The organism is Pseudoalteromonas sp. 1181_04, from assembly GCF_052850545.1.
Map to the genome: position 1 here is coordinate 125,577 of NZ_VXCS01000013.1, position 24,042 is coordinate 149,618.

20 protein-coding genes are annotated in these 24,042 nt (G+C 40.8%); 14 read left to right on the forward strand and 6 right to left on the reverse strand.

All coding sequences use genetic code 11. The features are described from left to right. Positions 1 to 115 precede the first annotated feature (115 nt). Both FW757_RS12480 and FW757_RS12485 read right to left on the reverse strand, forming a co-directional pair. Positions 116 to 2,806, reverse strand: coding sequence for a TonB-dependent receptor (locus FW757_RS12480; protein ID WP_182718576.1), 2,691 nt, complete (start codon positions 2,804 to 2,806; stop codon positions 116 to 118). 820 nt (positions 2,807 to 3,626) lie between these two features. Continuing rightward, on the reverse strand, positions 3,627 to 4,049 hold the full coding sequence (locus FW757_RS12485) for a hypothetical protein (protein WP_259398507.1): 423 nt from the start codon (positions 4,047 to 4,049) through the stop codon (positions 3,627 to 3,629). A 339-nt stretch (positions 4,050 to 4,388) separates the two neighbouring features. Between FW757_RS12485 and ccoN the strand changes: the two genes are divergently transcribed. The 11 genes from ccoN (at position 4,389) to ttcA (ending at position 14,292) form a co-directional block, all read left to right on the forward strand. Next, positions 4,389 to 5,822 (forward strand): cytochrome-c oxidase, cbb3-type subunit I, encoded by a 1,434-nt coding sequence (ccoN, locus tag FW757_RS12490; protein WP_149982386.1) that lies wholly within the window; start codon positions 4,389 to 4,391, stop codon positions 5,820 to 5,822. Between the two features lie 12 nt (positions 5,823 to 5,834). Continuing rightward, positions 5,835 to 6,509, forward strand: a complete 675-nt coding sequence (gene ccoO, locus FW757_RS12495) for a cytochrome-c oxidase, cbb3-type subunit II (RefSeq protein ID WP_149982438.1) — start codon at positions 5,835 to 5,837, stop codon at positions 6,507 to 6,509. Between the two features lie 6 nt (positions 6,510 to 6,515). Next, positions 6,516 to 6,701, forward strand: coding sequence for a cbb3-type cytochrome oxidase subunit 3 (locus FW757_RS12500; RefSeq protein ID WP_064667100.1), 186 nt, complete (start codon positions 6,516 to 6,518; stop codon positions 6,699 to 6,701). Beyond that, complete coding sequence (ccoP, locus tag FW757_RS12505) at positions 6,698 to 7,663, forward strand: cytochrome-c oxidase, cbb3-type subunit III (protein WP_182718575.1); 966 nt, start codon at positions 6,698 to 6,700, stop codon at positions 7,661 to 7,663. The genes FW757_RS12500 and ccoP overlap by 4 nt, the downstream gene beginning before the upstream one ends. 148 nt (positions 7,664 to 7,811) lie before the next feature. Continuing rightward, positions 7,812 to 8,303: a FixH family protein gene (locus FW757_RS12510; RefSeq protein ID WP_182718574.1), complete on the forward strand. Its 492-nt coding sequence runs from the start codon at positions 7,812 to 7,814 to the stop codon at positions 8,301 to 8,303. Positions 8,304 to 8,313: 10 nt separating this feature from the next. Next, the gene (locus FW757_RS12515; RefSeq protein WP_446441271.1) at positions 8,314 to 10,689 is read left to right on the forward strand and encodes a heavy metal translocating P-type ATPase; all 2,376 of its coding nucleotides are present in this window, start codon (positions 8,314 to 8,316) and stop codon (positions 10,687 to 10,689) included. After that, the gene (ccoS, locus tag FW757_RS12520) at positions 10,686 to 10,853 is read left to right on the forward strand and encodes a cbb3-type cytochrome oxidase assembly protein CcoS (RefSeq protein WP_145233504.1); all 168 of its coding nucleotides are present in this window, start codon (positions 10,686 to 10,688) and stop codon (positions 10,851 to 10,853) included. Before FW757_RS12515 ends, ccoS begins: the two co-directional genes overlap by 4 nt. After that, positions 10,846 to 11,517 (forward strand): sulfite exporter TauE/SafE family protein, encoded by a 672-nt coding sequence (locus FW757_RS12525; protein ID WP_446441272.1) that lies wholly within the window; start codon positions 10,846 to 10,848, stop codon positions 11,515 to 11,517. Before ccoS ends, FW757_RS12525 begins: the two co-directional genes overlap by 8 nt. A gap of 41 nt (positions 11,518 to 11,558) precedes the next feature. Further along, positions 11,559 to 12,293: an FNR family transcription factor gene (locus FW757_RS12530; RefSeq protein ID WP_145233499.1), complete on the forward strand. Its 735-nt coding sequence runs from the start codon at positions 11,559 to 11,561 to the stop codon at positions 12,291 to 12,293. 92 nt (positions 12,294 to 12,385) lie between these two features. Then, positions 12,386 to 13,312: a universal stress protein UspE gene (gene uspE / locus FW757_RS12535; protein ID WP_182731414.1), complete on the forward strand. Its 927-nt coding sequence runs from the start codon at positions 12,386 to 12,388 to the stop codon at positions 13,310 to 13,312. Between the two features lie 74 nt (positions 13,313 to 13,386). After that, complete coding sequence (ttcA, locus tag FW757_RS12540; RefSeq protein ID WP_145233494.1) at positions 13,387 to 14,292, forward strand: tRNA 2-thiocytidine(32) synthetase TtcA; 906 nt, start codon at positions 13,387 to 13,389, stop codon at positions 14,290 to 14,292. Positions 14,293 to 14,360: 68 nt separating this feature from the next. Here ttcA and secF read toward each other — a convergent pair whose 3' ends face one another. From secF to FW757_RS12560, 4 genes are all read right to left on the reverse strand, one after another. Further along, complete coding sequence (gene secF, locus FW757_RS12545) at positions 14,361 to 15,287, reverse strand: protein translocase subunit SecF (RefSeq protein ID WP_149982401.1); 927 nt, start codon at positions 15,285 to 15,287, stop codon at positions 14,361 to 14,363. Then, positions 15,284 to 17,137 carry a protein translocase subunit SecD gene (gene secD, locus FW757_RS12550; RefSeq protein ID WP_446441273.1) on the reverse strand — a complete coding sequence of 618 codons (1,854 nt, stop codon included), beginning with the start codon at positions 17,135 to 17,137 and terminating at the stop codon, positions 15,284 to 15,286. The genes secF and secD overlap by 4 nt, the downstream gene beginning before the upstream one ends. A gap of 107 nt (positions 17,138 to 17,244) precedes the next feature. Beyond that, positions 17,245 to 17,742, reverse strand: a complete 498-nt coding sequence (locus tag FW757_RS12555) for a hypothetical protein (RefSeq protein ID WP_182718568.1) — start codon at positions 17,740 to 17,742, stop codon at positions 17,245 to 17,247. 127 nt (positions 17,743 to 17,869) lie between these two features. Further along, positions 17,870 to 18,919, reverse strand: coding sequence for an NAD(P)-dependent alcohol dehydrogenase (locus FW757_RS12560; RefSeq protein WP_182718567.1), 1,050 nt, complete (start codon positions 18,917 to 18,919; stop codon positions 17,870 to 17,872). A 222-nt stretch (positions 18,920 to 19,141) separates the two neighbouring features. Here FW757_RS12560 and FW757_RS12565 point away from each other — a divergent pair, with 222 nt between their 5' ends. The 3 genes from FW757_RS12565 (at position 19,142) to FW757_RS12575 (ending at position 24,021) form a co-directional block, all read left to right on the forward strand. Next, the gene (locus FW757_RS12565; RefSeq protein WP_182740248.1) at positions 19,142 to 20,884 is read left to right on the forward strand and encodes an ABCB family ABC transporter ATP-binding protein/permease; all 1,743 of its coding nucleotides are present in this window, start codon (positions 19,142 to 19,144) and stop codon (positions 20,882 to 20,884) included. A 173-nt stretch (positions 20,885 to 21,057) separates the two neighbouring features. Continuing rightward, positions 21,058 to 23,127 (forward strand): M13 family metallopeptidase, encoded by a 2,070-nt coding sequence (locus FW757_RS12570; protein ID WP_182760794.1) that lies wholly within the window; start codon positions 21,058 to 21,060, stop codon positions 23,125 to 23,127. A gap of 180 nt (positions 23,128 to 23,307) precedes the next feature. Next, positions 23,308 to 24,021, forward strand: a complete 714-nt coding sequence (locus FW757_RS12575) for a YebC/PmpR family DNA-binding transcriptional regulator (protein ID WP_145233481.1) — start codon at positions 23,308 to 23,310, stop codon at positions 24,019 to 24,021. Positions 24,022 to 24,042: the final 21 nt, after the last annotated feature.

The following is a 24,042-nucleotide window of genomic DNA, read 5'->3' on the forward strand; positions in this document are numbered from 1 at the left end:
CAGCTCTCCTAATAAGTAAAAAGATGCCTCTAGTTTACTGCCACACTTTCATTTGTTCAATAAAAAAAGGCCTAGTAAAAACTAGGCCTTAGATAAAATCAAAGTTACTTACTGATTAAAGTTTAACATTCACACCAGCAAAGAAACGACGACCTAATACATCATATGTGAACGGATCAGTATTTGAATCGTAGTTACCTGAGTAATAAGGTGGTTGTTTATCAAATAAGTTATTTACACCAGCTGAAACACTCACGATATCATTTATCATATATGAGCCACTTATATCGTGGTATACAATAGATGGAGTCGTTGGTGCAATACATTTACCCGGTTCATTACGACATGTAAAGCTATCCATTCCGGCAATATAACGGGCTTCATACGTTGCATCCCAGCTATCACTGCTTGCTGTAAGGTGGAAGTTTGACTTAAGATCTGCAAAACCACCGCTACCATTTGTAACGTAGCCTTGGTAATCAATCACAGCACCAGTGTCTACTACATACTCGTCTAAATATGTTGTATCTAAGCCTGCTTTCCAAGCTACACCTAATGCATCAAATGAATACGCTAAGTTTAAATCAATACCTGATGTTTTTTCAGAACCGATATTACGTAACTGGTTATTAAATACTATACGACCATCTGGACGTATAAATGCACCGGTATTTTCACACAGTGTAGTACCTGTGCCGCTAGGATTAATACATTGATCAACAACGAATTGACTAGTGTAAGTACTGATCGCATTTTCAATTTCAATATCGTAGTAATCTACTGTCATTGAAAAGCCGCTAATCCACTCAGGCTCATACACAATACCGAATGTTAATGTATCAGCTTCTTCTGGAGTTAAAGCTGTATTACCACCAACAGTAACTTCAGCTTGATCGTCTGCGCCAGGGTAAGTTACACCATCATAAGATATTGCTTTACCAGAATACAATTCATCAACAGTAGGTGCACGGAAAGCTGTTGAACGCACAGCACGCATCATTAGCTCGTCTGTTGCTCTCCAAGTTAAACCTAACTTCCAAGTATTATCTGAACCAAAGGTGCTGTAATCAAAAGCACGAATTGCCGCACTTAATTCAACACTTTGCGCTAAAGGTGCATCTGCTAATAATGGAATTGCAAATTCGACATAAGCTTCATCAACATCAAAGCCGCCACTTGTTGGATCGATACGAGGATCATTACCTAGACCTTGTGCAGCAATTGAGTCAGGATCTTGCCATGCTTTTTCTTGACGATGCTCTACGCCAGCAGCAAATGCAGCATAACCTGCAGGTAGTTCAAACATCTCACCAGACAGTGAACCAGCAACGATAAATAACTGGCTGCCACCTGATTCTTGTTCTTTGTAAATATAAGGATTTACATTTGCTTGAGCCCAATCAGCTTCATTTAAAGGATTAAATGTGCCAGCATCTACGGCCGCTTTTAACGCCGAAACATTGTGAAGATTGCTGGTTTTACTTACTGAATCGTTACGACCAAAATTTGCAGAAAGATCCCAAGAGTAATCATTAATTACACCTTCAGCACCAACAACTATGCGCACAGTATCTACAGTTTGGGTGTAGTTACGAGTACCACTTTCGCTCATACGACGACGGTAGCTAATTGGGTCACCTGCAGCGTAGTTGGTTGGCGTTGTAACATAATCACCATTTGCATCTTCTACAAACGCATTATTAACAACTTGACGTTTATCATACGTTTGGCCTAATAAGCTATTGCCCATAGTGCTTGGATCGTAGTTAAATGCAAAGTTAATTGGTTGTGGAGCTAACTGCTGCTCTGACCAACGTTTAGTATAAGTGAATTCACTGAAGAAATTTGTATCGTCGGTAAGTTCATATGTACCAAGACCCGTAATATTTAAACGATTCATTGGTGTATATAAATAGCTACTTTTTGAGTAGTTGTATGCATCAGCTGCTGTTGTGTAGCGATGTAAAGTACCGCCTAGTCCACTTAAACCACTGTCGTCAGCAACACCCGTCTTCTCTAATTCACCATCTTTATTTAAGATATCAGCCGTCACATTACTTTGAATGTGTCCACCTTCGCTGAATGAAGAACCACCACAATATAGGCCATTTGCGCCTTCTAGTAGTGGGCAGCTTGAGAAGTCACGATCACTTTGGCTTGCTTGGCCACGATTAGTGTACTGAGCACCAAAAACAATGTTACCTTTATCAAAAGAAGTACCAACTGTAAAATCAATTGAATTTTCAGTTGCATCATGCTTTGAAGTCATTGCAGTGTTTACATTTAAGTCTAAACCTTCAAAGTCATTTTTAAGGATGATGTTTACAACACCTGCCACAGCATCAGTACCATAAACAGCAGAAGCACCATCTTTAAGTACTTCAATTTGCTTGATCATTGATACTGGAATAGTGTTTAAATCAACGGTAGACGCTGCACCAGTCCCTGAGTTGATCATACGACGACCGTTTACAAGCACTAAAGTACGTTGAGAACCTAAACCGCGAAGGTTAATCGATGCGTTACCGCCAGATCCATTATTAACACCAGGGTTTGTCATTGCGCCGCCTGTAGCGGTCATCTTTTGTAATACGCTATCGATGCTTGTTGCACCCATTGCTTTAATATCATCGGCGCCAATTAATGTAACTGGGCTAGCGGTTTCCATATCTGAACGCTTAATGCGAGAACCCGTTACTTGAATTTTTTCGATAGTTTGCGCCGCATTTTCAGCTGCTGCTACTTGCATTGTTGAAAACATAGGAATAGCTGTGACAACAGCTAAGCCAATCATAGATTTTTTCATGTGAAACCCTACTTGTTGGAGAAATACCTTGCTCAGGTAGCGCTCGTTTTATTTGAGAATATCGAGTCAGCGATGGCAACTTAGGCGGATTTAACTGAATGAAATCTGAATGAGTGGTCAATAATTATCTTTGCGATTATTGATAAACCTGCAACAGGTACGTTGGTTAATGAATGTTTCATTGTTAACTAGTTAATACACTTTAAGTTCATAAACTTAAGGACAAACAAAAACATTTTAAACATGTATGAAATCAAACTAATAGATTTTGTAATTATATGTAATTAACGTATAAAAAATACCTAAATCAGAAAATTTCACAAGTTAATCACATCATTTTATTAAAACTGCAAAACTGACCAACAACTGCTAACCATAGTTATGCAATAATTTTGCGTATTTAAGCTCTATGCAACTTTTTTGATAGCAATGTAGTGGTTTTTAGCTTTGTTCATTGCAGCTTAATGTCAAAATAAGGTGGTTTTATGCGCACTCTATAAATTTAACTGAAAATATAAAAACGAGGCGAGACTTAAACTGAAAACTCTGATTTACAAATAGATACTCAACTTAATGTTTAGCGTATTATTTCAGTAAATATTGCTTTGAAGTGTTTTGATGAGTTAAAGGTTCAATTAAAAAATGGGTCCAGTGCATTATTAATGCATGAAGTCAGCTAATACTTAGCTAATGAAGGTACCAAAAATTGCGTGTATGGATGGGTAGAATAATTGATAACGAACGTTCGTAACTCTATACTCTAAGCTTCGGGTAGCAACTTCTTAACCAACAATCCGATTTAATATGAATTAAACTGATATCAATAAATCGCATCAAAGTAATAAAATATCTGCTTAAATTGGCCCTGTGGATTTTTAACTTCGAGTGTCAACTTCCAGGTCATATTACGCTCGGAACAAATGCCAACCATACCTTGCGCGACTAAAATATCATTACGCGGCTCAAACAACACTGGAATATATCCCATATACATAGTGATACCTTCAAGCTTAGCACTGTGAACTAACAATGTGCTTGGTAACGATAAATGTATTTCAAAAGGCGTCTCTGGTGTTATTTGTTGCTCACTCAACCAAATTTTCACCTGATTATCATACTCGCATAACTGATTTGGCCGACAACTTGCATCTTGGGTTTGCGCTTCTATACTTAGCGGTTGTGGGCCACACGCCATTAACATATGCAATGCGCTTAAAAACACAACTAAAAGCTTAATTGGCATAGTATTCCTTAGATAAATTAAAGGCCGATACTAATCAGCGTACTGTTAAAATACAACCACTGAACAAAATTCTTACACAAATGTACAAAAGTGTGTCAAAAAATAGCCAACTGCATGTGAAAAATTGATTGATGTCATAATTTTATGCAATTGACCTATCTTTTTTAGGCCAAAAATTTTATCATTTCCCCGCAAAAATAAGGGTTTCTCGAGTTTGTTTTCTGAAGCAGTCAAGGCATTGAGGGTTTTTTGATAACATACTTGAGAATAATAGTAGGCCCCACTTTATAAAGTGGGTAATTCATTTCTAAACGCATTTATTGCAGCGGAAGCCAGAAAATGAGCCAAACAGTAGCATCACAAACTGAGTACAACTATAAGGTTGTACGCCAATTCGCTATTATGACAGTGATTTGGGGCATCGTTGGCATGAGTATTGGGGTTCTGATTGCTGCCCAATTAGCTTGGCCAGCACTTAACTTTGATACACCATGGTTAACATACTCTCGACTACGTCCGTTACACACGAACGCAGTTATTTTCGCATTTGGTACCAGTGCACTTTTTGCAACATCTTATTATGTTGTTCAACGTACTTGTCAAACGCGCCTTCTTTCCGACAAATTAGCCGCCTTTACATTTTGGGGCTGGCAGTTAGTTATCGTACTTGCGGTTATCACTCTACCTCTAGGTATAACAAGTTCAAAAGAATATGCTGAGCTTGAGTGGCCAATCGATATTCTAATCGCTATTGTCTGGGTTACCTATGCAGTTGTATTTATGGGCACCATTGCTAAACGTAAAGTGTCTCATATCTATGTTGCTAACTGGTTCTATGCTGGCTTTATCATTACTGTTGCAGTACTTCATATTGTTAACAGCATGGCAGTACCAGTATCACTGACTAAGTCATACTCAATCTACGCCGGTGCAGTAGATGCTATGGTTCAGTGGTGGTACGGTCATAACGCTGTAGGTTTCCTATTAACAGCTGGTTTCTTGGGTATGATGTATTATTTCGTGCCTAAACAAGCTGGTCGTCCAGTTTATTCATACCGTTTATCAGTTGTTCACTTTTGGGCATTGATATCACTGTATATCTGGGCTGGTCCTCACCACTTACACTACACTGCACTTCCTGATTGGACACAAAGTTTAGGTATGGTGATGTCAATCATCTTATTCGTTCCATCTTGGGGTGGTATGATAAACGGTATCATGACGTTATCTGGTGCATGGCATAAACTACGTACTGATCCAGTACTACGTTTCTTAGTTGTATCGTTGTCTTTCTATGGTATGTCGACCTTCGAAGGCCCAATGATGGCAATTAAATCAGTTAATGCTCTTTCTCATTACACTGATTGGACTGTTGGCCACGTTCACTCTGGTGCGCTTGGTTGGGTTGCAATGATTTCTATCGGTGCTATTTACCACCTTATCCCTGCGTTATTTTCACAAGGTCGTATGTATAGCGTGAAACTTGTTAATACACACTTCTGGTTACACACTGTGGGTGTTGTACTTTACATTGTAGCAATGTGGATCTCAGGTGTTATGCAAGGTCTAATGTGGCGTGCAGTAAATGCCGACGGTACATTAATGTACAGCTTTGTACAGTCGCTACAAGCATCACATCCTTTCTATGTTATGCGCTTCTTAGGCGGTGTATTCATCGTCACAGGCATGCTGGTTATGGCTTATAACGTTTACCGTACAATTTCAGCGAAGAATGATTCGTTGAAATTAGATGCGCAAGCACAATTAGCATAACGGAGTGAGATGATGAGCAATAAAAATTCACAAAACAAACATGAAATAGTCGAAAAAAATATCGGCCTTATGGCTATCTTGACTGTTTTTGCTATCAGCTTCGGCGCATTAGTAGAGATCACTCCACTGATGTTCCAAGACGATACAACAAAGCCAGTGGATGGTTTACGTCCACTAAACGCGCTGGAAATGGAAGGCCGCGATATCTATGTACGTGAAGGTTGTTATAACTGTCACTCACAAATGATCCGCCCTTTCCGTGATGAAGTAGAACGTTACGGTCACTACTCTGTTGCTGGTGAATCAGTATGGGATCACCCATTTCAATGGGGTTCTAAACGTACTGGTCCTGACCTAGCACGCGTAGGTAAACGTTACTCGGATGACTGGCATTATGCTCACTTAGTGAATCCACGTGCTGTGGTTCCTGAGTCAAACATGCCAGGTTTCCCTTGGTTAGCAGAGGATCGTGTTGACACTAGCCTTACTCTGAAAAAGCTTAAAATTTTCCGTGATACATTTGCTATTAATCCACAAAACCCAGCTCACCCTGGTTTAGGATATGGTAGTGATGAAGAACTAATCGCTGATGTTGCTAAAGTTGATGCAATGAATGACGGTAAAGGTGCGACAGAAATACAAGCCCTTATCGCTTATTTGCAACAACTTGGCACGCACTTGAAGTAATTAATTATGGATTACGGAACATACAGAGGCATTTTAACTCTGGTAATTTTAGTACTATTTATTGTCATTGTTGTGTGGGCATATAGCAAGCGTAGTAAAACTCGTTTTAAAGACGCCGCTAATGTCATCTTTGAAGATGAGAAAAAACACAACGATACAATCTCTAACGAGGAAAAGGGGTCTGAGAAATGACTAGCTTTTGGAGTATATGGGTTATTGTATTAACCCTTGCATGCTTATTTATCATTTTTGGCTTACTAGTGTGGAATTTAACAAACTACACTGGTGTTAAAGAAGGTGAAAGCTGCGGGCACGAATTTGATGGTATTGAAGAACTAAATAATCCGCTACCTAAGTGGTGGACTTACATGTTCTTTGCAACATTTGTATGGTCAGTTTACTACTTAGCAGCATACCCAGGTTTAGGTAATTGGGAAGGTATTGCTAAATGGAGTAGCTCTAACCAAGGTATTACCTCTTTAGCTGAATCTAAAAAAGCAGTTGAAGAAGCCAAAGCGAATGGTGAATTTGTAAAGCTTGATAAAGAATATGAAGCTGCAGATGAGCGTTTTGGTCCTATTTTTGCCGCTTATGCTCAGCAAGATATCGAAACGCTTGTTACTGATGAAAAAGCACTGGAAATTGGCCAGCGTTTATTCGCACAAAACTGTTCGCAGTGTCATGGTTCTGATGCCCGTGGTGGTCAAGGCTTCCCTAACCTAACTGATAAAGATTGGTTGTACGGTGGCACGCCAGATAAAATCAAAGAAACACTGTTACATGGTCGTATTGCTGCAATGCCACCTTGGGGTGCTGCATTGGGTGAGCAAGGCGTTAAAGAAATGACTGCTCATGTACTAAGTTTATCAGGTCGTACCGTTAACCAAAAAGACGCAGCCGCAGGTGCAGCTAAGTTTGCAATGTGTGCCGCGTGTCATGGTGCTGATGGTAAAGGTTCAGTTGCACATAATTTACCGTTTGGTGCACCTAACTTAACTGATAACATCTGGCTATATGGTGGTTCTCAACGTGCTGTTGAAGAAACACTTAACAACGGTCGTGCCGGTGTTATGCCAGCTTGGAAAGACATTTTAGGTGAAGAAAAAATTCATCTATTAACTGCATACGTTTATAGTTTATCGCAAGATAAATAACTAAAACGTTAATAGAATGTTTATATTTTAATGTTTTAATTCAATAGATTAATTCAGATCAAAAAAGCCTCCATCTGGAGGCTTTTTTTTAGTTTTTTCAACTTAAATCCTATAAAATGCCCTTATCGTAAACTAATTAAGTGTATTTATGACCCCTACTCCTTGGTATAAAAATTTCTGGCCGTGGTTCTTAATCTTTTTTCCGCTAGTTGCCATCATTGGTTGTATTTCCCTTTTTATAACTGCGATCGGCAATGGTCCTGATATGGTGGTTGATGATTACTATAAAAAAGGCAAAGCAATTAACTTAGAACTGAGCAAATTCGAGAAAGCTAAAGCGTTATATTTACATGGTGACTTGCTAATCGAAGCTGATAAAGTCAGCTTTAAATTCAATAAGGGGGACACCAGTAATATCCACTCATTAAAACTATCGTTTTATCACCGAACGATTCAGGCTCATGACTTTAGTACTCATTTAACCCCAAATGCGAATGGTGAATTTACAGCAATTGTCGAACCATATACTGATGGTGCTTATACTGTATTTATTGAGCCGATAGACGGTAGCTGGAAATTAAAAGAAAACATCACTTTGCCAAGTGAGCAAAGTATTGCCATAAGTCCTGAATATAAGTAGTCACCCCATCATGTCTAATAACTGCTTTCATTGCCTTGAAAGTGTACCATCGGGTTTTAACGCTACTGTTGTTATAGACGGTAGCGCGCAACCGATGTGTTGCATAGGCTGTCAAACCGTTGCCGAGACGATTGTTGCTCAAGGCATGACCGATTATTATAAATTCAGAACCGTGCGCGCTGGTAAAGTAGAACAGCTAGTTCCTGAGCAATTAGCATTTATTAGTAGTTACGATAACCCAGATATTCAAGACGAGTTTATTTCTCAAACTAACGATATCAGTGAAGTGTTATTGACCGTTGAAGGGATCACTTGCGCTGCCTGTGCATGGTTGATTGAAAGGCAACTGTTAAACATACCCGCAATCAAACGCGTTGACGTAAATACATCAACAAACCGCGCGATGATCCAATGGCATAAAGATAAGACACCATTAAGCGACATTATCAAATCGTTATTAGAAATTGGCTACAAGGCCTACCCGTTTCAAGTCGATGTTGAAGCAAGTCAAAAGCAGCTAGTTGCCAAAGCGTATATACGCAGGCTCGGCGTAGCAGGCTTAATGACCATGCAGGTGATGATGTTTGCTTTCGCCATGTACTTTGGCATGTTTTCTGGTATGGAAGAAAACTTTGAACAGTATTTTCGATGGATCAGCTTAATACTCGCTTCACCGGTTATTTTATACAGTGCTATGCCCTTTTTAACCAATGCAATTAATGGCTTAAAAGCCAAGCAGTTAAACATGGATCTTCCTGTATCCCTTGCTATTTTTGGCGCATATGGCGCAAGTAGTTACGCCACAGTGATGGCCGTGGGCGAAGTGTATTTTGAATCAATTTGTATGTTCACCTTCTTATTATTGCTAGGTAAATATTTAGAGTTTAGGGCTCGACTGAAAGCCAGTGAGTTTACTGCTAACTTACAAAAGTTATTACCACTTACAGCCCGTACTTTGGATGAAAACGGCCACGAACATATTATTGCAGCTAAAAAATTAAAACTCGGTGACCGAGTCTTAATTAAAGCCGGAGAAACAATTCCTGCAGATGGTGTTATTTTCTCTGGCAGCACCACCGTTGATGAAGCAATGATGACAGGTGAGCATTTACCAGTTAGTAAGTACATTGATCATCAAGTTTTTGCCGGTACCGTGAATCATGATGGTGTAATTGAAATCCTTATCAATAAAATTGGTCAAAATACTCTTTTAAACCAAATAATTAAATTGCAGCACAGTGCGCTTGCCACCCGTCCTAAACTGGTGGAAATCACCGACAAAGTGGCACAGTGGTTTGTTGCCTGCTTGCTGGTATTTGCCTCACTTACCGCCATCGGCTGGTATCAAGTTGACCCTGAACATGCCTTTTGGATCACCATTGCGGTCCTTGTTGCAACTTGCCCATGTGCGCTAAGTTTAGCAATTCCAACCGCCTTAACCTGCGCGGTGGCTACCTTAACCCGCAAAGGAATACTCATTAAGCAGTCTCATGTGCTAGAAACACTACCACAATTAACGCGCGTTGCTTTTGATAAAACAGGCACGTTAACACAGGGGCGTTTTAGCCTAGATGCTGTGGACTTATTAGCAAATTCTTTATCTAAAAAACAGATTTTGGCTCTTGCAGCACAACTTGAAAGTTACTCCGAACACCCTATAGCGACTGCATTTAATGAGTTTACACCCGCACAGCGCGACTTAACGAATATTAAAATTCTTCCTGGCTGTGGCATCACCGGTGAAGATAACAATCATAACTATGCAATTGGTAAAAGTGGTTGGTTCAACAGTAAAAAAAGTAATGCTCAAGCAACGTTCTACATTGATCAACAACCAGTTGCTAACTTTTACTTTGTAGATGAAGTGAAAAGTAATGCGGCAAACTTAATCACCTCTTTGCAACAGCAAGGCTTAACCTGTCACATGCTAACTGGGGACGCCTCAAATGCAGGGCAACAAATTGCTAAGAAGCTCAAACTTGATAGCTTTAAAGTAGGCTGTCTACCAGAGGATAAACAAAGCGAAGTGAAGCTGTGGTCAAGCCAAGGTGAAATCGTGGCAATGGTAGGAGATGGTGTCAACGACAGTCCAGTGTTTAATAGCGCGCATTTATCTATCGCAATGGAAACCGGCGCTGATATTTCCAAAAACACCGCCGATGTGGTATTACTCAATAGTGATTTAGCCGCTATCGAGCATTTATTAACGGTATCGAAAAAAACACGCCGAATAATAAAGCAAAATTTAGCGCTTTCATTGCTCTATAATGGTTCAATCTTACCGCTTGCGGCATTAGGCCTAGTTGCACCTTGGATGGCTGTGATTGGGATGTCTGCCAGTTCCATCATTGTGATCAGTAACTCACTAAGGTTATTAAAATTATGAGTATAATTTATATTCTAGTTCCAATTGCTATTTTATTTGTACTGATCGCGATTGGAGTGTTTTTTTGGGCCGTTCGCGGTGAACAATTTTCAGATTTAAACAAACAAGGTCATAGCATTTTGTTTGAAGATGATAAAGAGCAGCACAAAAAAAGTAATGATTGACCCCTTATTTGTCAGCGCTTTTATCATGGGCCTTATTGGCAGCGGACATTGCATAGCAATGTGTGGTGGTATTGCCAGCTCCTTACAATTAGCCACAGATAAAACCCGACCATTGCAGTACTCCATTGCGTATAACATCGGTCGTGCCGGCAGTTATATGCTCGCAGGGGCGCTCGTTGCTGGGATCAGCAGCCATTTTGCCGCCCAAAGTCATTGGTTCGCGTTAATTTTAGCGTTTTTAAGTGGCCTGTTTATGATTTTGGTTGGCTTGTATATCATGCGGTTAGGCGCAAGCTTACAATGGCTGGAATCGCTAGGGAAAACCTTGGTGTGGCAGCACTTGGTAAAACTAAATCGTTTTATAATGCCAATCAACTCATTACCTAAAGCAATGGCTTATGGCGCATTATGGGGTTGGTTACCCTGTGGTTTAGTTTATTCAGCGCTAACCTGGGCGATGACCAGCAACACAGCCCTTGATGGCGCTCTAGTCATGCTATTTTTCGCGCTTGGTACGTTTCCCGCGATGTTAAGTATCGGCATGGGCGCACAAGTATTACATAAAGTATTAAATCACCCATGGGCACGAATAGCACTGGGCAGTGTACTTATTTGGTACGGGATTTATTTACTTATCATTGCAACTGACAAGCTGCTGCATTAATCTTAACAAATTAATGTGACAACATTTAATGGACTGAACTAATGGATTTATATCAAAACAAAGCCAAAAATAATTGCACAATCAGCTGCAATGACTGCAGCATAAGTCAACTGTGCTTACCTTTTACCCTCAATGGGCAAGAAATGGATAAACTTGATGAAATCATTGAGCGTAAAAAACCATTACACAAAGGGGATTTTCTTTTTGAATCAGGAGCGCCACTGAACGCTATTTTTGCTGTTCGCTCTGGTTCATTTAAGTCCTACACCCTTTCAGAGCAAGGTGACGAACAAATTACTGGCTTTCATCTCGCAGGTGATTTAATCGGCTTTGATGCAATAAATAAAATGGCACACCAAAGCTTTTCTCAAGCGCTCGAAACCTCAATGGTATGCGAAATTCCATTTGAAACACTCGATGACCTAGCGGGTAAATTACCAAAACTACGCCAGCAGATTATGCGCCTGATGAGCAGTGAAATTAACTACGACCAAGAAATGTTTTTGTCACTGAATAAAAAATCAGCCGAAGAGCGCTTAGCTAGTTTTATCTACAACTTGTCAAATCGCTTTGGCGAACGCGGGTTTTCTCGTAAAGAGTTTCGCTTTACCATGACCCGTGGTGAAATTGGTAATTACCTTGGTTTAACCGTTGAAACGATTAGCCGTTTACTGAGTCGTTTTCAAAAAGCTGCTTTAATAAAAGTGGAAGGTAAGTTTATCACTATTCTAGATAGTGATGGGTTATCCGCAGCTGCAGCAATCCACCCAAAATAAACTTGATCTAGCGCAACTAGTTGTTAGCTGTTACTTTAACTACTCACGTTATACGTTACACTCTAGCTATAAAGTAGTTAAAGGAGCAGCTTATGAACACCATCAAACAAATACTCGCCATTATTGATCCAACCGCTGAGTCTCAGCATGGTTTATCTCGATCTATCGAATTAGCCAAAAAGTCCGGTGCCAGTATCACCGCTTTTATGAGCATTTATGATTTTTCCTATGAGATGACGACCATGCTCTCTGGCGATGAGCGCGAGGCAATGCGCAATGCCGTCGTTAAAGACCGTCAGTTATGGCTGGATGAAATTTTGCAACACTACCCAGACGTCGATATTAACAGCCAAGTGGTTTGGCATAATCGCACTTATGAAGCGATCATCGATACGGTAATAGACCAACAGTTTGATTTGGTTGTAAAAGGAACTCACCAGCACGATACACTTAAGTCAGTAATTTTTACTCCAACCGATTGGCATTTAATTCGTAAATGCCCAGCCCCGGTATTATTGGTAAAAGAGCACGCTTGGCCTTCGCAGGGTAATATTTTAGCTGCTGTTAACGCTGTAAGTGAAAACCAACAGCACCTTGATTTAAACCATCGTATTATTCAAGATGCGCAGTTTTTATGTGAACTGGCTAACGCAAGCCTTAGTATCGTTAACGCCTATCCTGCGACACCGGTAAACATTGCAATTGAAATCCCTGAGTTTAACCCCAGTATTTATAACGAGTCGGTTAAAAAACACCATATAGAATCAACCCATGAGTTAGCAGCTAGTCATCAAATCGCCCAGCAAAACTGTGTCATAGAAGAAGGTTTACCAGAGGACGTGATCCCGGATGTAGCAAAGCGCCTTAATAGTGAATTAGTGGTAATTGGTACGGTTGGCCGCACTGGATTAAGTGCAGCCTTAGTAGGTAACACCGCAGAGCATGTTATTGACAGCCTTGATTGTGACGTATTAGCCTTAAAACCCGATGGCTATGTGAGCCCGCTGGCAAAAGATTAAATAAATTTTGTTGATTGAAACTTTAGGCATATAATACGCCCCTTTATTTTACCCATAGTTCTAAAGGGGGCGTAATGTCGCATTCTGTTCAAGCCAAAGCTCAACATAGCTTATCTAAGTTACAAAAACGCTTACGTCGTCAAACCGGTCAAGCGGTGATGGACTTCAATATGATTGAAGAAGGCGACCGTATCATGGTGTGCCTCTCTGGTGGAAAAGACAGTTATACTCTACTTGACATGCTGCAGCATTTACAGCGTGTTGCACCTATTAAATTTGATTTGTTTGTTGTTAACCTTGATCAAAAGCAACCAGGCTTTCCTGAACATGTATTGCCAGCATATTTAGACACTCAGAATATTGAATACAAAATTGTTGAAGAAGACACCTACAGTATAGTGACTGATATTATTCCTGAAGGTAAAACAACCTGTTCGCTATGCTCACGCTTACGTCGCGGCATTTTATATCGTACCGCAAATGAAATGGGGGCCACTAAAATCGCCTTAGGTCATCATCGCGACGATATGATCGAAACCCTATTCTTAAATATGTTTTATGGTGGCAAACTGAAAAGCATGCCAGCTAAATTAATGAGCGATAACGGCGAGCACATGGTAATTCGTCCATTAGCCTACTGTAAAGAAACAGATATTGAACAATATGCTATCAGCCAAGCATACCCTATCATTCCATGTAATCTGTGTGGCTCACAAGAAAATCTGCAACGCAAACATACCAAAGCGATGCTTGCACAGTGGGATATTGAGCACCCTGGTCGTATTGAGAGTATTTTTACTGCAATGCAAAATGTTGTGCCTTCGCATCTAGCAGATAATGAGTTATTTGATTTCACCAACTTAAAAACCGGTGAAGTAATTGATGGCGGCGATATTGCGCTTGATAAACCAGACATACCAAAACAACCTGTACTCAACGATGATGAAACAGCTGACGTTGTGACAATTAATTTAAGTTAACAAATTAACTTAAAGAATAAAAATGCCGCGTATATCGCGGCATTTTTGTTTTTCGTTGATAAAGTCAGTTACGGCATATCCATCAACGCTTGGCTTTGCTCATCGACCTTAACTTGATAGTTTTCATGTCTTAAACCAAGTAACTGCGGTAACGTTGCAGCAATACAAATTGACGATAATGTTCCCACAACAATTCCTACAAATAGTGCGATAGAAAACCCCTGTAACGGCGCACCAGCCAATAACCACACACTCGCCACTGTTGCAAGAGTAGTGCCTGAGGTGATCAAAGTACGGGTCAAAGTGCTCTTAATTGATTCATTGATCACCGTATTCACGCTAGCTTGTTGTGTTGTGGAATCTAAGCGCAGTAGCTCGCGTACCCTGTCCCCGACAATAATTGAATCATTTAATGAATAACCAATGATTGCCAGTAAACTCGCTAACACGGTTAAGTTAAAATCAAGCTGTAACCATGCAAATAAACCAACTACCACCACCACGTCATGCATTAAAGCCACAACCGATCCCAACGCTAAACGCCACTCAAAGCGTAGCGCTAAATAAATCATCACGGCAACCATTGCCGCAAATAATGCCAAACAGCCTTGTTCAAATAATTCATCGCCAACTTGAGAGCCTAAGTAAGAAGATGACAACACTTCAGCACCCAATGTCTCATCTTGCGTAAGCGTTGCTAACCAAGGCGATGTACTGGCTTGCTCTGCCTCTCTTAACTGAAAGTGCTGGCTAGATTGAGCGCTTAAGGTAAAGTCATCATGGTGATAATAACTAATTTTTTTCGCCAGCTCAGCCTCACTAATTGGCACTGCAGTGGTAAACTCAGTTAAATAGCCACCAGTAAAATCAAGGCCGAAATTCAATCCTTTTGTAGCAACCCCTATTACAGAGAGCAGCACTAGTAGGATAGATAAAACCAACCCCGATAAACGTAAGCGGGTTGTGGTGCTCATTTTTTCATTTGAATTGCTCATGCGCGAGCTCCTCGCTTATTTGCCAATTTTAAATACAAAGTCTGACTCAACGCCTTAGAAACATACACCCCGGTAAATACGCTAGTTATTAGCCCTAACGCCAGCGTAATTGCAAAGCCTTTGATTGGCCCATAGCCAATACCATATAAAATAATTGCCGTGATCATAGTGGTAATATTAGCATCAAAAATTGTCGCAAATGCTTGTTGGTAGCCCTGCTCTATCGCTTGATATGGTGCTCGGCCTTTACGGCGCTCTTCTTTGATCCGCTCAAAAATAATAACATTAGTATCAACAGCCATACCGATTGTCAGTACCAGCCCGGCGATGCCCGGTAAAGTTAGCACCACGCCAGGCAGCAGTGACATTAATCCTACTAAAGCTGTTAAATTCAATAATAAGGCAATATTTGCCACCAGCCCTAAACGGCGATACCACAGCGCCATAAAGGCTAATGTAATACCCATTCCCAACATTAAGGCCGCGAGCCCATTATGTATGTTATCTGCGCCCAAGCTTGGCCCAATGGTTTGTTCTTGTACGATTGTCACCGGCGCAGTTAATGAACCTGCACGTAATAGCAATGCTAAATCCTGCGCCGCTTGTGGGCTTTGCATATTAGTAATACTAAATTGGCTACTCAAATGTTGAGCTATATTGGCTACATTAATCACTTCACTTTTTTTAACTACTTCACCTTTGGCATTTTTATAATATTCAGAATACACCGTTGCCATTGGTTTACCGATATTACGTTTTGAAAATGCTGACATCGCCTCGCCACCTTGGCTGTCAAGGCTAAGCTGCACTAGCGGCTTGCCCCATTCATCGCGCCCTGCATGGGCATTATTGATGTGCTGTCCTGAAAAAATAGCAATTGGGTCTAAATTGATCGAGCCACCATTTTGCAGGTTAAAGGTTTTTCCACCGATTTCTTTAAGCTGATAAAAATCAAGCGACGCTGTTGCACCTATAATACGTTTTGCTTCACTTGGATCTTGTACACCGGGTAACTCAATACGAATACGTTGTTTACCTTGGCGCTGGGTAACTGCTTCAGTAATGCCTAATTCTTCAATACGGCCTCTTAAAGTGGTTAAGGTTTGACTCATTACTTCTTTATCAAACGCATTACTACCTTGTTCACTAAAACTAAATGCCACCGTTGTTAAATTACCCTGTGAATGCGCAGTTGCCATTAAACGCTCAAAACGCTTTAGTACATTCGCCTGTACTGCGGCTAAGTCACTTTTAGCAGCAGGCAACGCGTGTAATTCAAAACCATGGGCATTTTTTTGTACACGAACACCTCTGGCTTTTTCATCACGAATAATTGTTTTAGTTTGTTCATACGCACTATCAAGTTGCTCTTGTTGCGCTTTCACTAAATCAACATCTAATACAAATAACACACCACCATTAAGATCAAGACCTAATTTTATAGGTGCTAATCCTAAGCTTTGTAACCAATCGGGACTTGTTTGATGCGTGACTATTTTTGCATTCAACTGCGTAAATTCACTTTTTAACGCTTGTTGCGCTGCGGCACTTTTGGTTGGCTCTTGTAGTAACACATTTAATGAAAGGCTGTTTTGCGCCACTTGAATTGATTGCTCAACCAGAAACCCATGTTGATTTAAAAAATCAATAACAGATTTTTGCGAAGGAGTATTCGCTAGTAACTGCTGTGAATGTGGCTGGCTCTGCGTTGTACTCAGATGCAGCCACGATTTTGCTGGATATAAATTTGGTAAGGCACTGATAGCTAATAATACCAGCGCCAAAAACATCGCCATATAGCTTATTTTAAAACGCTGTAGCTGCGGTTTTTTTGATGAATTTTTTAACATATTGCTTCCTTTAAACCAATGCAAGCATCGGTTTCTCGCCTCATAGGCGCAGTAATTTATTTGCTTTAGTTGAATGACTAAAACATCGAAAAAATTAGTAGGAAGAGTTAACTGAAGTAAGTAAGTACTGCACGGTATTGTAAGTTGGCGTCTTTCCAACCACTAATCCGTGATTTTTTACCTTCGTAGGCTACAAACCAAGGTAATGTTATTGGCGGTTCAAGGGGTTGTAAGTAAAGTTGGCGCGCAAGGCTAGGTACAAAAAACTCAAATATTGCCACATAACTTGGCTCAACTTGGCTTTGATACAGAAATAACGATGAATTACTCGCTGAAAAGCGTGGCTGTAAAGACTCAAACCCCGCGCCTTCTGTTTGTTGATCAGCCGCCGCAATTGGTATCTTCTTGGTAAAAGGGGTGCTATCTGATACTGAAGTATCAAATACCTTAACCTCTAAAACACTCAAATCAGATAACATCGCCGACTGAAAAAAAGCGGTAGGCTGGCTCACATTAGTCTCAGCGTTGCTCACAGCATTAGCCTGCACACTAAAAAGTGCAGTAAACAGCAGTAATACAGTAAGGACTAAGCGAAAACGGATCATTTTATTATCTAAATAGTAAGCTGGTATTATAAATGGGGAGTAATTGCCCTATTTCAATAGCTAATTTGCAATTGAACAAAAAAAACCGCAAGTAAAACTACTTACGGCCAAAAATCACAGTCGATAATTAAGCGACTTCAAGTGAGGACATGTCAATGACATAACGATGAGACAAATCACCTTCTTTTAAGCGTTCAAAAGCCTGATTAATATCTGCCATATTGATCATCTCTACTTCCGGTAAAATATTATGCAGCGCACAGAAATTAAGAATTTCTTGAGTTTGTGCAATACCACCAATCAAAGAGCCAGCCACGCGGCGACGCCCCAATAATAATGGCACCGAGTTTGATTCAGCCATCTCACCCACTTGTCCGACTAATACTTGAGTACCATCAATATCTAATAGGGGCATATAAGGGGTAAAGTCATGCTTAACTGGAATAGTATTAATGATCACATCAAACTGATTAGCGTATGCTTTCATGGCTTGTTCGTCTTTAGATACCAGTAAACCTTCAGCGCCATATTCCAACGCTTGCTGTTTTTTATCATCTGATCGACTAATAGCTGTCACATGGGCACCCATTGCCGCTGCGATTTTAATTGCCATATGGCCTAACCCACCTAAGCCAATAACGCCAACTCGGCTACCAGGCCCGACATTAAAAGTACGTAGCGGCGAATACGTGGTAATACCCGCGCATAAAATTGGCGCACACTTAGCAAGATCAAGTGATTCTGGAACGTTTAAAACAAACTCTTCGCGCACTACAATGTGTTTGGCGTAACCACCTTTGGTTGATTCACCAGTGATACGATCTTTTCCTGAATAAGTTCCGACCATACCTTCGCGACAAAATTGCTCTTCGCCTTTGTGGCATTGGTCACACTCAAGGCAGCTATCAACCATACAACCAACTGCTACATTATCGCCAACTTTGTATTTAGTCACTTTGCTGCCAACCTCATCGACACGACCGACAATCTCATGTCCTGGTATAATTGGGTAACTAGTACCACCCCAATCATTATTTACGGTATGTAGATCTGAATGGCACACCCCGCAATATAAGATTTCAATCGCAACATCTTCATCGCGCAAATCGCGTCTTTCAAAATGAAATGGCTCTAATGGCGTATTAGCTTGATTTGCTGCGTATCCGATAGTTTTCATCTGCTTTCCCTTCTTTGTTAAAAACTGAGTTTAATTAACCACTCTAAAACATTGTCTTAAGCTGCCTAAACTGTACTATGTGCTGTTAGTAGTATAGCCCTAGATACAAACTGTTAAAGTTTATACTCTAGGCTACTAGAAAAAGTTTAATGCAGACTTAATAGAGTTAGAGAAAATATGCGCGGAATGGGTAAACAAGAAGCAATAAAACATCATGATGCGATGAATTTAAAGCAAAGCATTGTCACCTTGTGGCCTTACTTAGTTGCTTTTAAAGGCCGTGTAACACTTGCAACACTGGCATTGATCGCCGCAAAGGGTGCCACTTTATTGATGCCATGGGCGCTGAAAGAAATAATCGACAGTGTTGATCCAAGTTTACAAAATATAGTCATCGTACCCATAGCTTTACTGTTACTGTATGGCGGACTACGTTTTGCGAGTGTGTTTTTTGGTGAAGTACGTGATGCGTTGTTTGGTCGTGTAACTGAACATGCTATGCGCCATATTGGCCTAAAAGTATTTAATCACCTACACAGCCTTGAGTTGTCGTTTCATCTTGATAGGCAAACTGGCGGCATTAGCCGTGATATAGAGCGTGGCACCAGTGGCTTAAGCTTCTTAATGCGCTTTTTAATGTTCAATATTGTGCCAACTTTATTTGAAATAGCCGTAGTTGCGATTATTTTTGCAACTTTATTTTCGCCGTGGTTTGCCGTAGTTACCCTGCTTGCAGTGGCTTTATATATTACCTTCACGGTTGTTGTAACACAGTGGCGCAACCGCTTTATTCGCGAAGCAAACCAAGCCGACAATAATAGTAATAGCCGTGCTATTGACAGCTTACTTAATTATGAAACCGTTAAATATTTTAATAATGAAAAGCATGAAGCACAAACTTATGATGGCTTTTTAGCTAGTTGGGAGCAAGCCCGGCTTAAAAACCGCTTATCGTTGCTTGCCCTTAATTCAGGTCAAGCCTTGATCATAGCAGCAGCGATCACCGCTTTAATGTGGCTTGCTAGTATTGAAGTGGTTAAAGGCACACTCTCTATTGGTGAGTTGGTAATGATCAACGCCTATATGATCCAATTATTTTTACCGCTCAATTTTTTAGGCTTTGTTTATCGAGAAATTCGCCGCGCCTTAACCGACCTTGAAAATATGCTCGGACTATTAACCCGTAAACCACTCATTTCAGATAAAGCAAATGCACAACAGCTCAATATACAACACGCTGATATAGAATTTAAAAACGTTAACTTTGGCTACCATCCATCAAGACCTATCATTAAGCAGCTTAGTTTTTCTATTAAAGCAGGCAGCAAAGTCGCGGTGGTGGGCGCCAGCGGTGCAGGAAAAAGCACCCTAGCCCGTTTACTGTATCGCTTTTATGATATTGACAGCGGTGAAATACATATTGATGGTCAACAACTTACTAGCGTCACACTCAACAGCTTGCGACAAGCGATTGCCATTGTGCCACAAGATACTGTGTTATTTAATACCAGCATTCGCGACAACATTGCTTATGGCCGTCCAGATGCTACAGCACAAGACATTGATAATGCTATTAATATGGCGCATTTACGCAGCTTTATTGATAGTTTAGATAAAGGTGATCAAACCCTCGTTGGTGAACGAGGTTTAAAAGTTTCAGGCGGTGAAAAACAACGCATTGCCATAGCCCGAGCCATTTTAAAACGCTCCCCTATTATCATTTTTGACGAAGCAACATCAGCGCTAGACTCTCATTCCGAGCAAGCAATATTAAAAGCCATGTCTGCACTAGCCTCTAATCATACCAGTTTAGTTATTGCCCATCGCTTATCAACAATAACAGATGCAGATACGATTATTGTGCTCAAAGAGGGCCAGCTGATCGAGCAAGGTAAACATGATGAGTTACTTACCCTCAATGGTGAATACGCGCGCATGTGGGAACTTCAACAAAAAACAGCATAAACATGGAGACTCATCTTCGGCGCGGGATACACACTGTATGTCGCGTTGCTTGTTGTTTCACCTAACTGAGAAGTAATTCACCTCAAAAGTTTGTCTGTTTTTAGGTTATCAATAACAATCCGAGTTAGAAAAACGTGAGATAAAAATAATTAAATTACATTCAGGGAAATCCAATGAAGAAAACACTTATTGCAGCAACACTTGCTGCCACATTTCTGACCGGCTGTTCAGAGCCTAAAACAACACAAGCGCAACAGCAGCCTAGTGCCGAAACCCAGACAGCAAAAGCTGAATTAGGTAGCTTTGGGGTAGATTTAACAGCCCGCAATGAAGCCATAAAACCAGGTGATGACTTTTTCATGTACGCCAGTGGCACATGGTATGACAACTACGTTATGCCTGCCGATAAAACTCGCTACGGTGCATTTGCAGGATTGGCAGAGCGCAGCGAAGAGCGTGTTAAGGCAATTATTGAAGAGATCGCAGCCCGAAAAGATTTAAATACTGAAGAAAAGTTAGTTGCCGATTTCTATAACGCGTATATGGATACCGATACCCTTAATAAGCTTGGTGTGTCGCCAATTAAACCACTACTAACGGAAATTAGTAACGTTTCATCAACCGATGATCTAACCAAATTGTTTGGCCAATCGTGGTTAACGGGCGTTAACTCGCCTATTGGTGGTGGCATGTGGTTTAACCGCTTAGACCCAAATAAATATGAAATGTCATTAGGTGCTGGCGGCTTAGGTTTACCAGATCGTTCTTACTACCTTGAAGATTCAGAACGTTTTGTTAAAACTCGTACTGCTTATGTAGCCCATATTGCCGACATGCTTAAATTTGCAGGTGTTGACAATACAACTGAACGTGCTGAGGCAATTTTAGCCCTTGAAACCAAAATAGCACAAGGCCAGTGGCCACGAGAAAAACGTCGTAACCGCGACCTTACCCTAAATCAAATCGAACGCAGCGAGCTGAGCTCTAGCTATCCTGATTTTAATTGGGATCTGTATTTTGAACAAACAGGATACCAAGTACCACAGTTAAATGTATCGCAACCAGAGCCGATCAAAGCCATGATTGCATTGATCAATCAAGAAGATCTTACTGTATGGAAAGATTACTTAACCTATCACGCACTAAGCTCTAATGCAGAGCTACTGTCTGAAGATGTATTCAATACTAACTTCGCATTTTACGGAAAAGAGCTAAATGGCCAGCAAGAGCCTCGCCCACGCTGGAAACGCGCTATCAGCCAAATGTCGAGCACTGATTCATTAGGTTTTGCCATTGGTAAAGTGTATGTAGCACGCTACTTCCCTGAATCATCAAAACAACAAATGTCAGCATTGGTAGAAAACCTGCGAACAGCTCTGGGCGAACGTATTGACAACCTAGACTGGATGGGCGCAGAAACTAAAGTAAATGCCCGCGCTAAACTCGCTGCGTTTGTGCCTAAAATTGGCTATCCCGATGTATGGCAATCATTTGATGGTTTAAGCATAAGTAGCAATGATTTGATGGGCAACATCAAAAATACCCGCGAGTTTTTCCGAGCTGAAAGCGCTGCAAAAGAATTGCAAAAAACCGACCGTAACCGCTGGGGCATGACACCACAACGTGTTAACGCTTACTACAACAGTTCGTTTAACGAAATTGTATTCCCTGCAGCAATTCTACAACCACCATTTTTCGATCCTAATGCCGATCCGGCAGTAAACTATGGTGGCATTGGTGCCGTGATTGGTCATGAAATGGGCCATGGTTTTGACGATCAAGGCTCTAAATCAGATGCTAACGGCGTACAACGTAACTGGTGGACAGATGCCGATCGTGCTGCATTTGATGCCAAAGCCGACCAACTTGCTGCACAATACAGTCAATACGAGCCAATCCCTGGTAACTTCGTTAATGGTCGTAATAGCTTAGGTGAAAACATCGGTGACGTGGGTGGGTTAGCAATGGCTTATCACGCTTACAAACTCAGCCTAAACGGTAAAGAAGCGCCTATTATTGACGGCCTTACGGGCGATCAACGGTTCTTCCTAGCCTGGGCACAAGTATGGAAAGAAAAACGCACTGAGCAAAGCATGTTAAACCAGCTTCGTGGTGGCACACATGCACCCGGTCGCTTTAGAGCACAAGCACCACGTAACCACGATGCATGGTACAAAGCATTCAATGTACAACCGGGTGATGCCTTGTATTTACCAGAAGATCAACGCGTACGTATTTGGTAATATACCCGATACATTTCGATTGAAAATATAACCCGCAACTGCGGGTTATATTTTTTGTGCTGCTTGCTCACTCAAAGCAACTTTAATTCCCACTGAATTCTGTATTTCCAAGCGAGTTGGGTATAGAATACGGCACTACAAAATTTATACTTTTAAAAACATATTTAAGGCGAAACGCAGATGGGAAGAGCTTACCAAAACAAAAAAGATTCAATGGCTAAGACTGCGGGTGCTAAAACTAAAGTTTACTCAAAGTACGGTAAAGAAATTTATATTTGCGCAAAAAATGGTGGTATTGATCCCGATGGCAACCTATCGCTACGTCGTTTAATTGAACGCGCTAAAAAAGATCAAGTACCAGCACACGTAATTGACCGCGCAATTGATAAAGCCAAAGGCGGCGGCGGTGAAGACTACTCAGCAACTCGTTACGAAGGCTATGGCCCTGGTAACTGCATGATCATTGTTGATTGCTTAACTGACAACAACAAACGTACTTTTGCTGATGTACGTGTATGTTTTACTAAAGCAAACGCTAAAATTGGTGCACAAAACTCGGTATCTCACTTATTTGATCATTTAGCTATTTTTGTATTTGATGGCGATGATGACGAAGCCGTGCTTGAAGCACTAATGATGGCTGACGTTGATGTTACTGACGTAGAAGTTGAAGCCGGCAAAGTCACTGTTTTTGCTCCGCATACTGAGTACAACAACACCCGTACCGCACTTGAAGAAATGGGCGTTACTGAGTTTGATGAAGATTTGATCTCTTTTGTGCCGCAAGTTGAAGCACCCATTGCAGGCGAAGACGTAGAAGTAATGGAACGCTTTTTAGCGATGCTTGAAGATTGTGACGACGTACAAAACGTGTACCACAACGCACAATTTTAATTTTATTGACTAAAATTATGA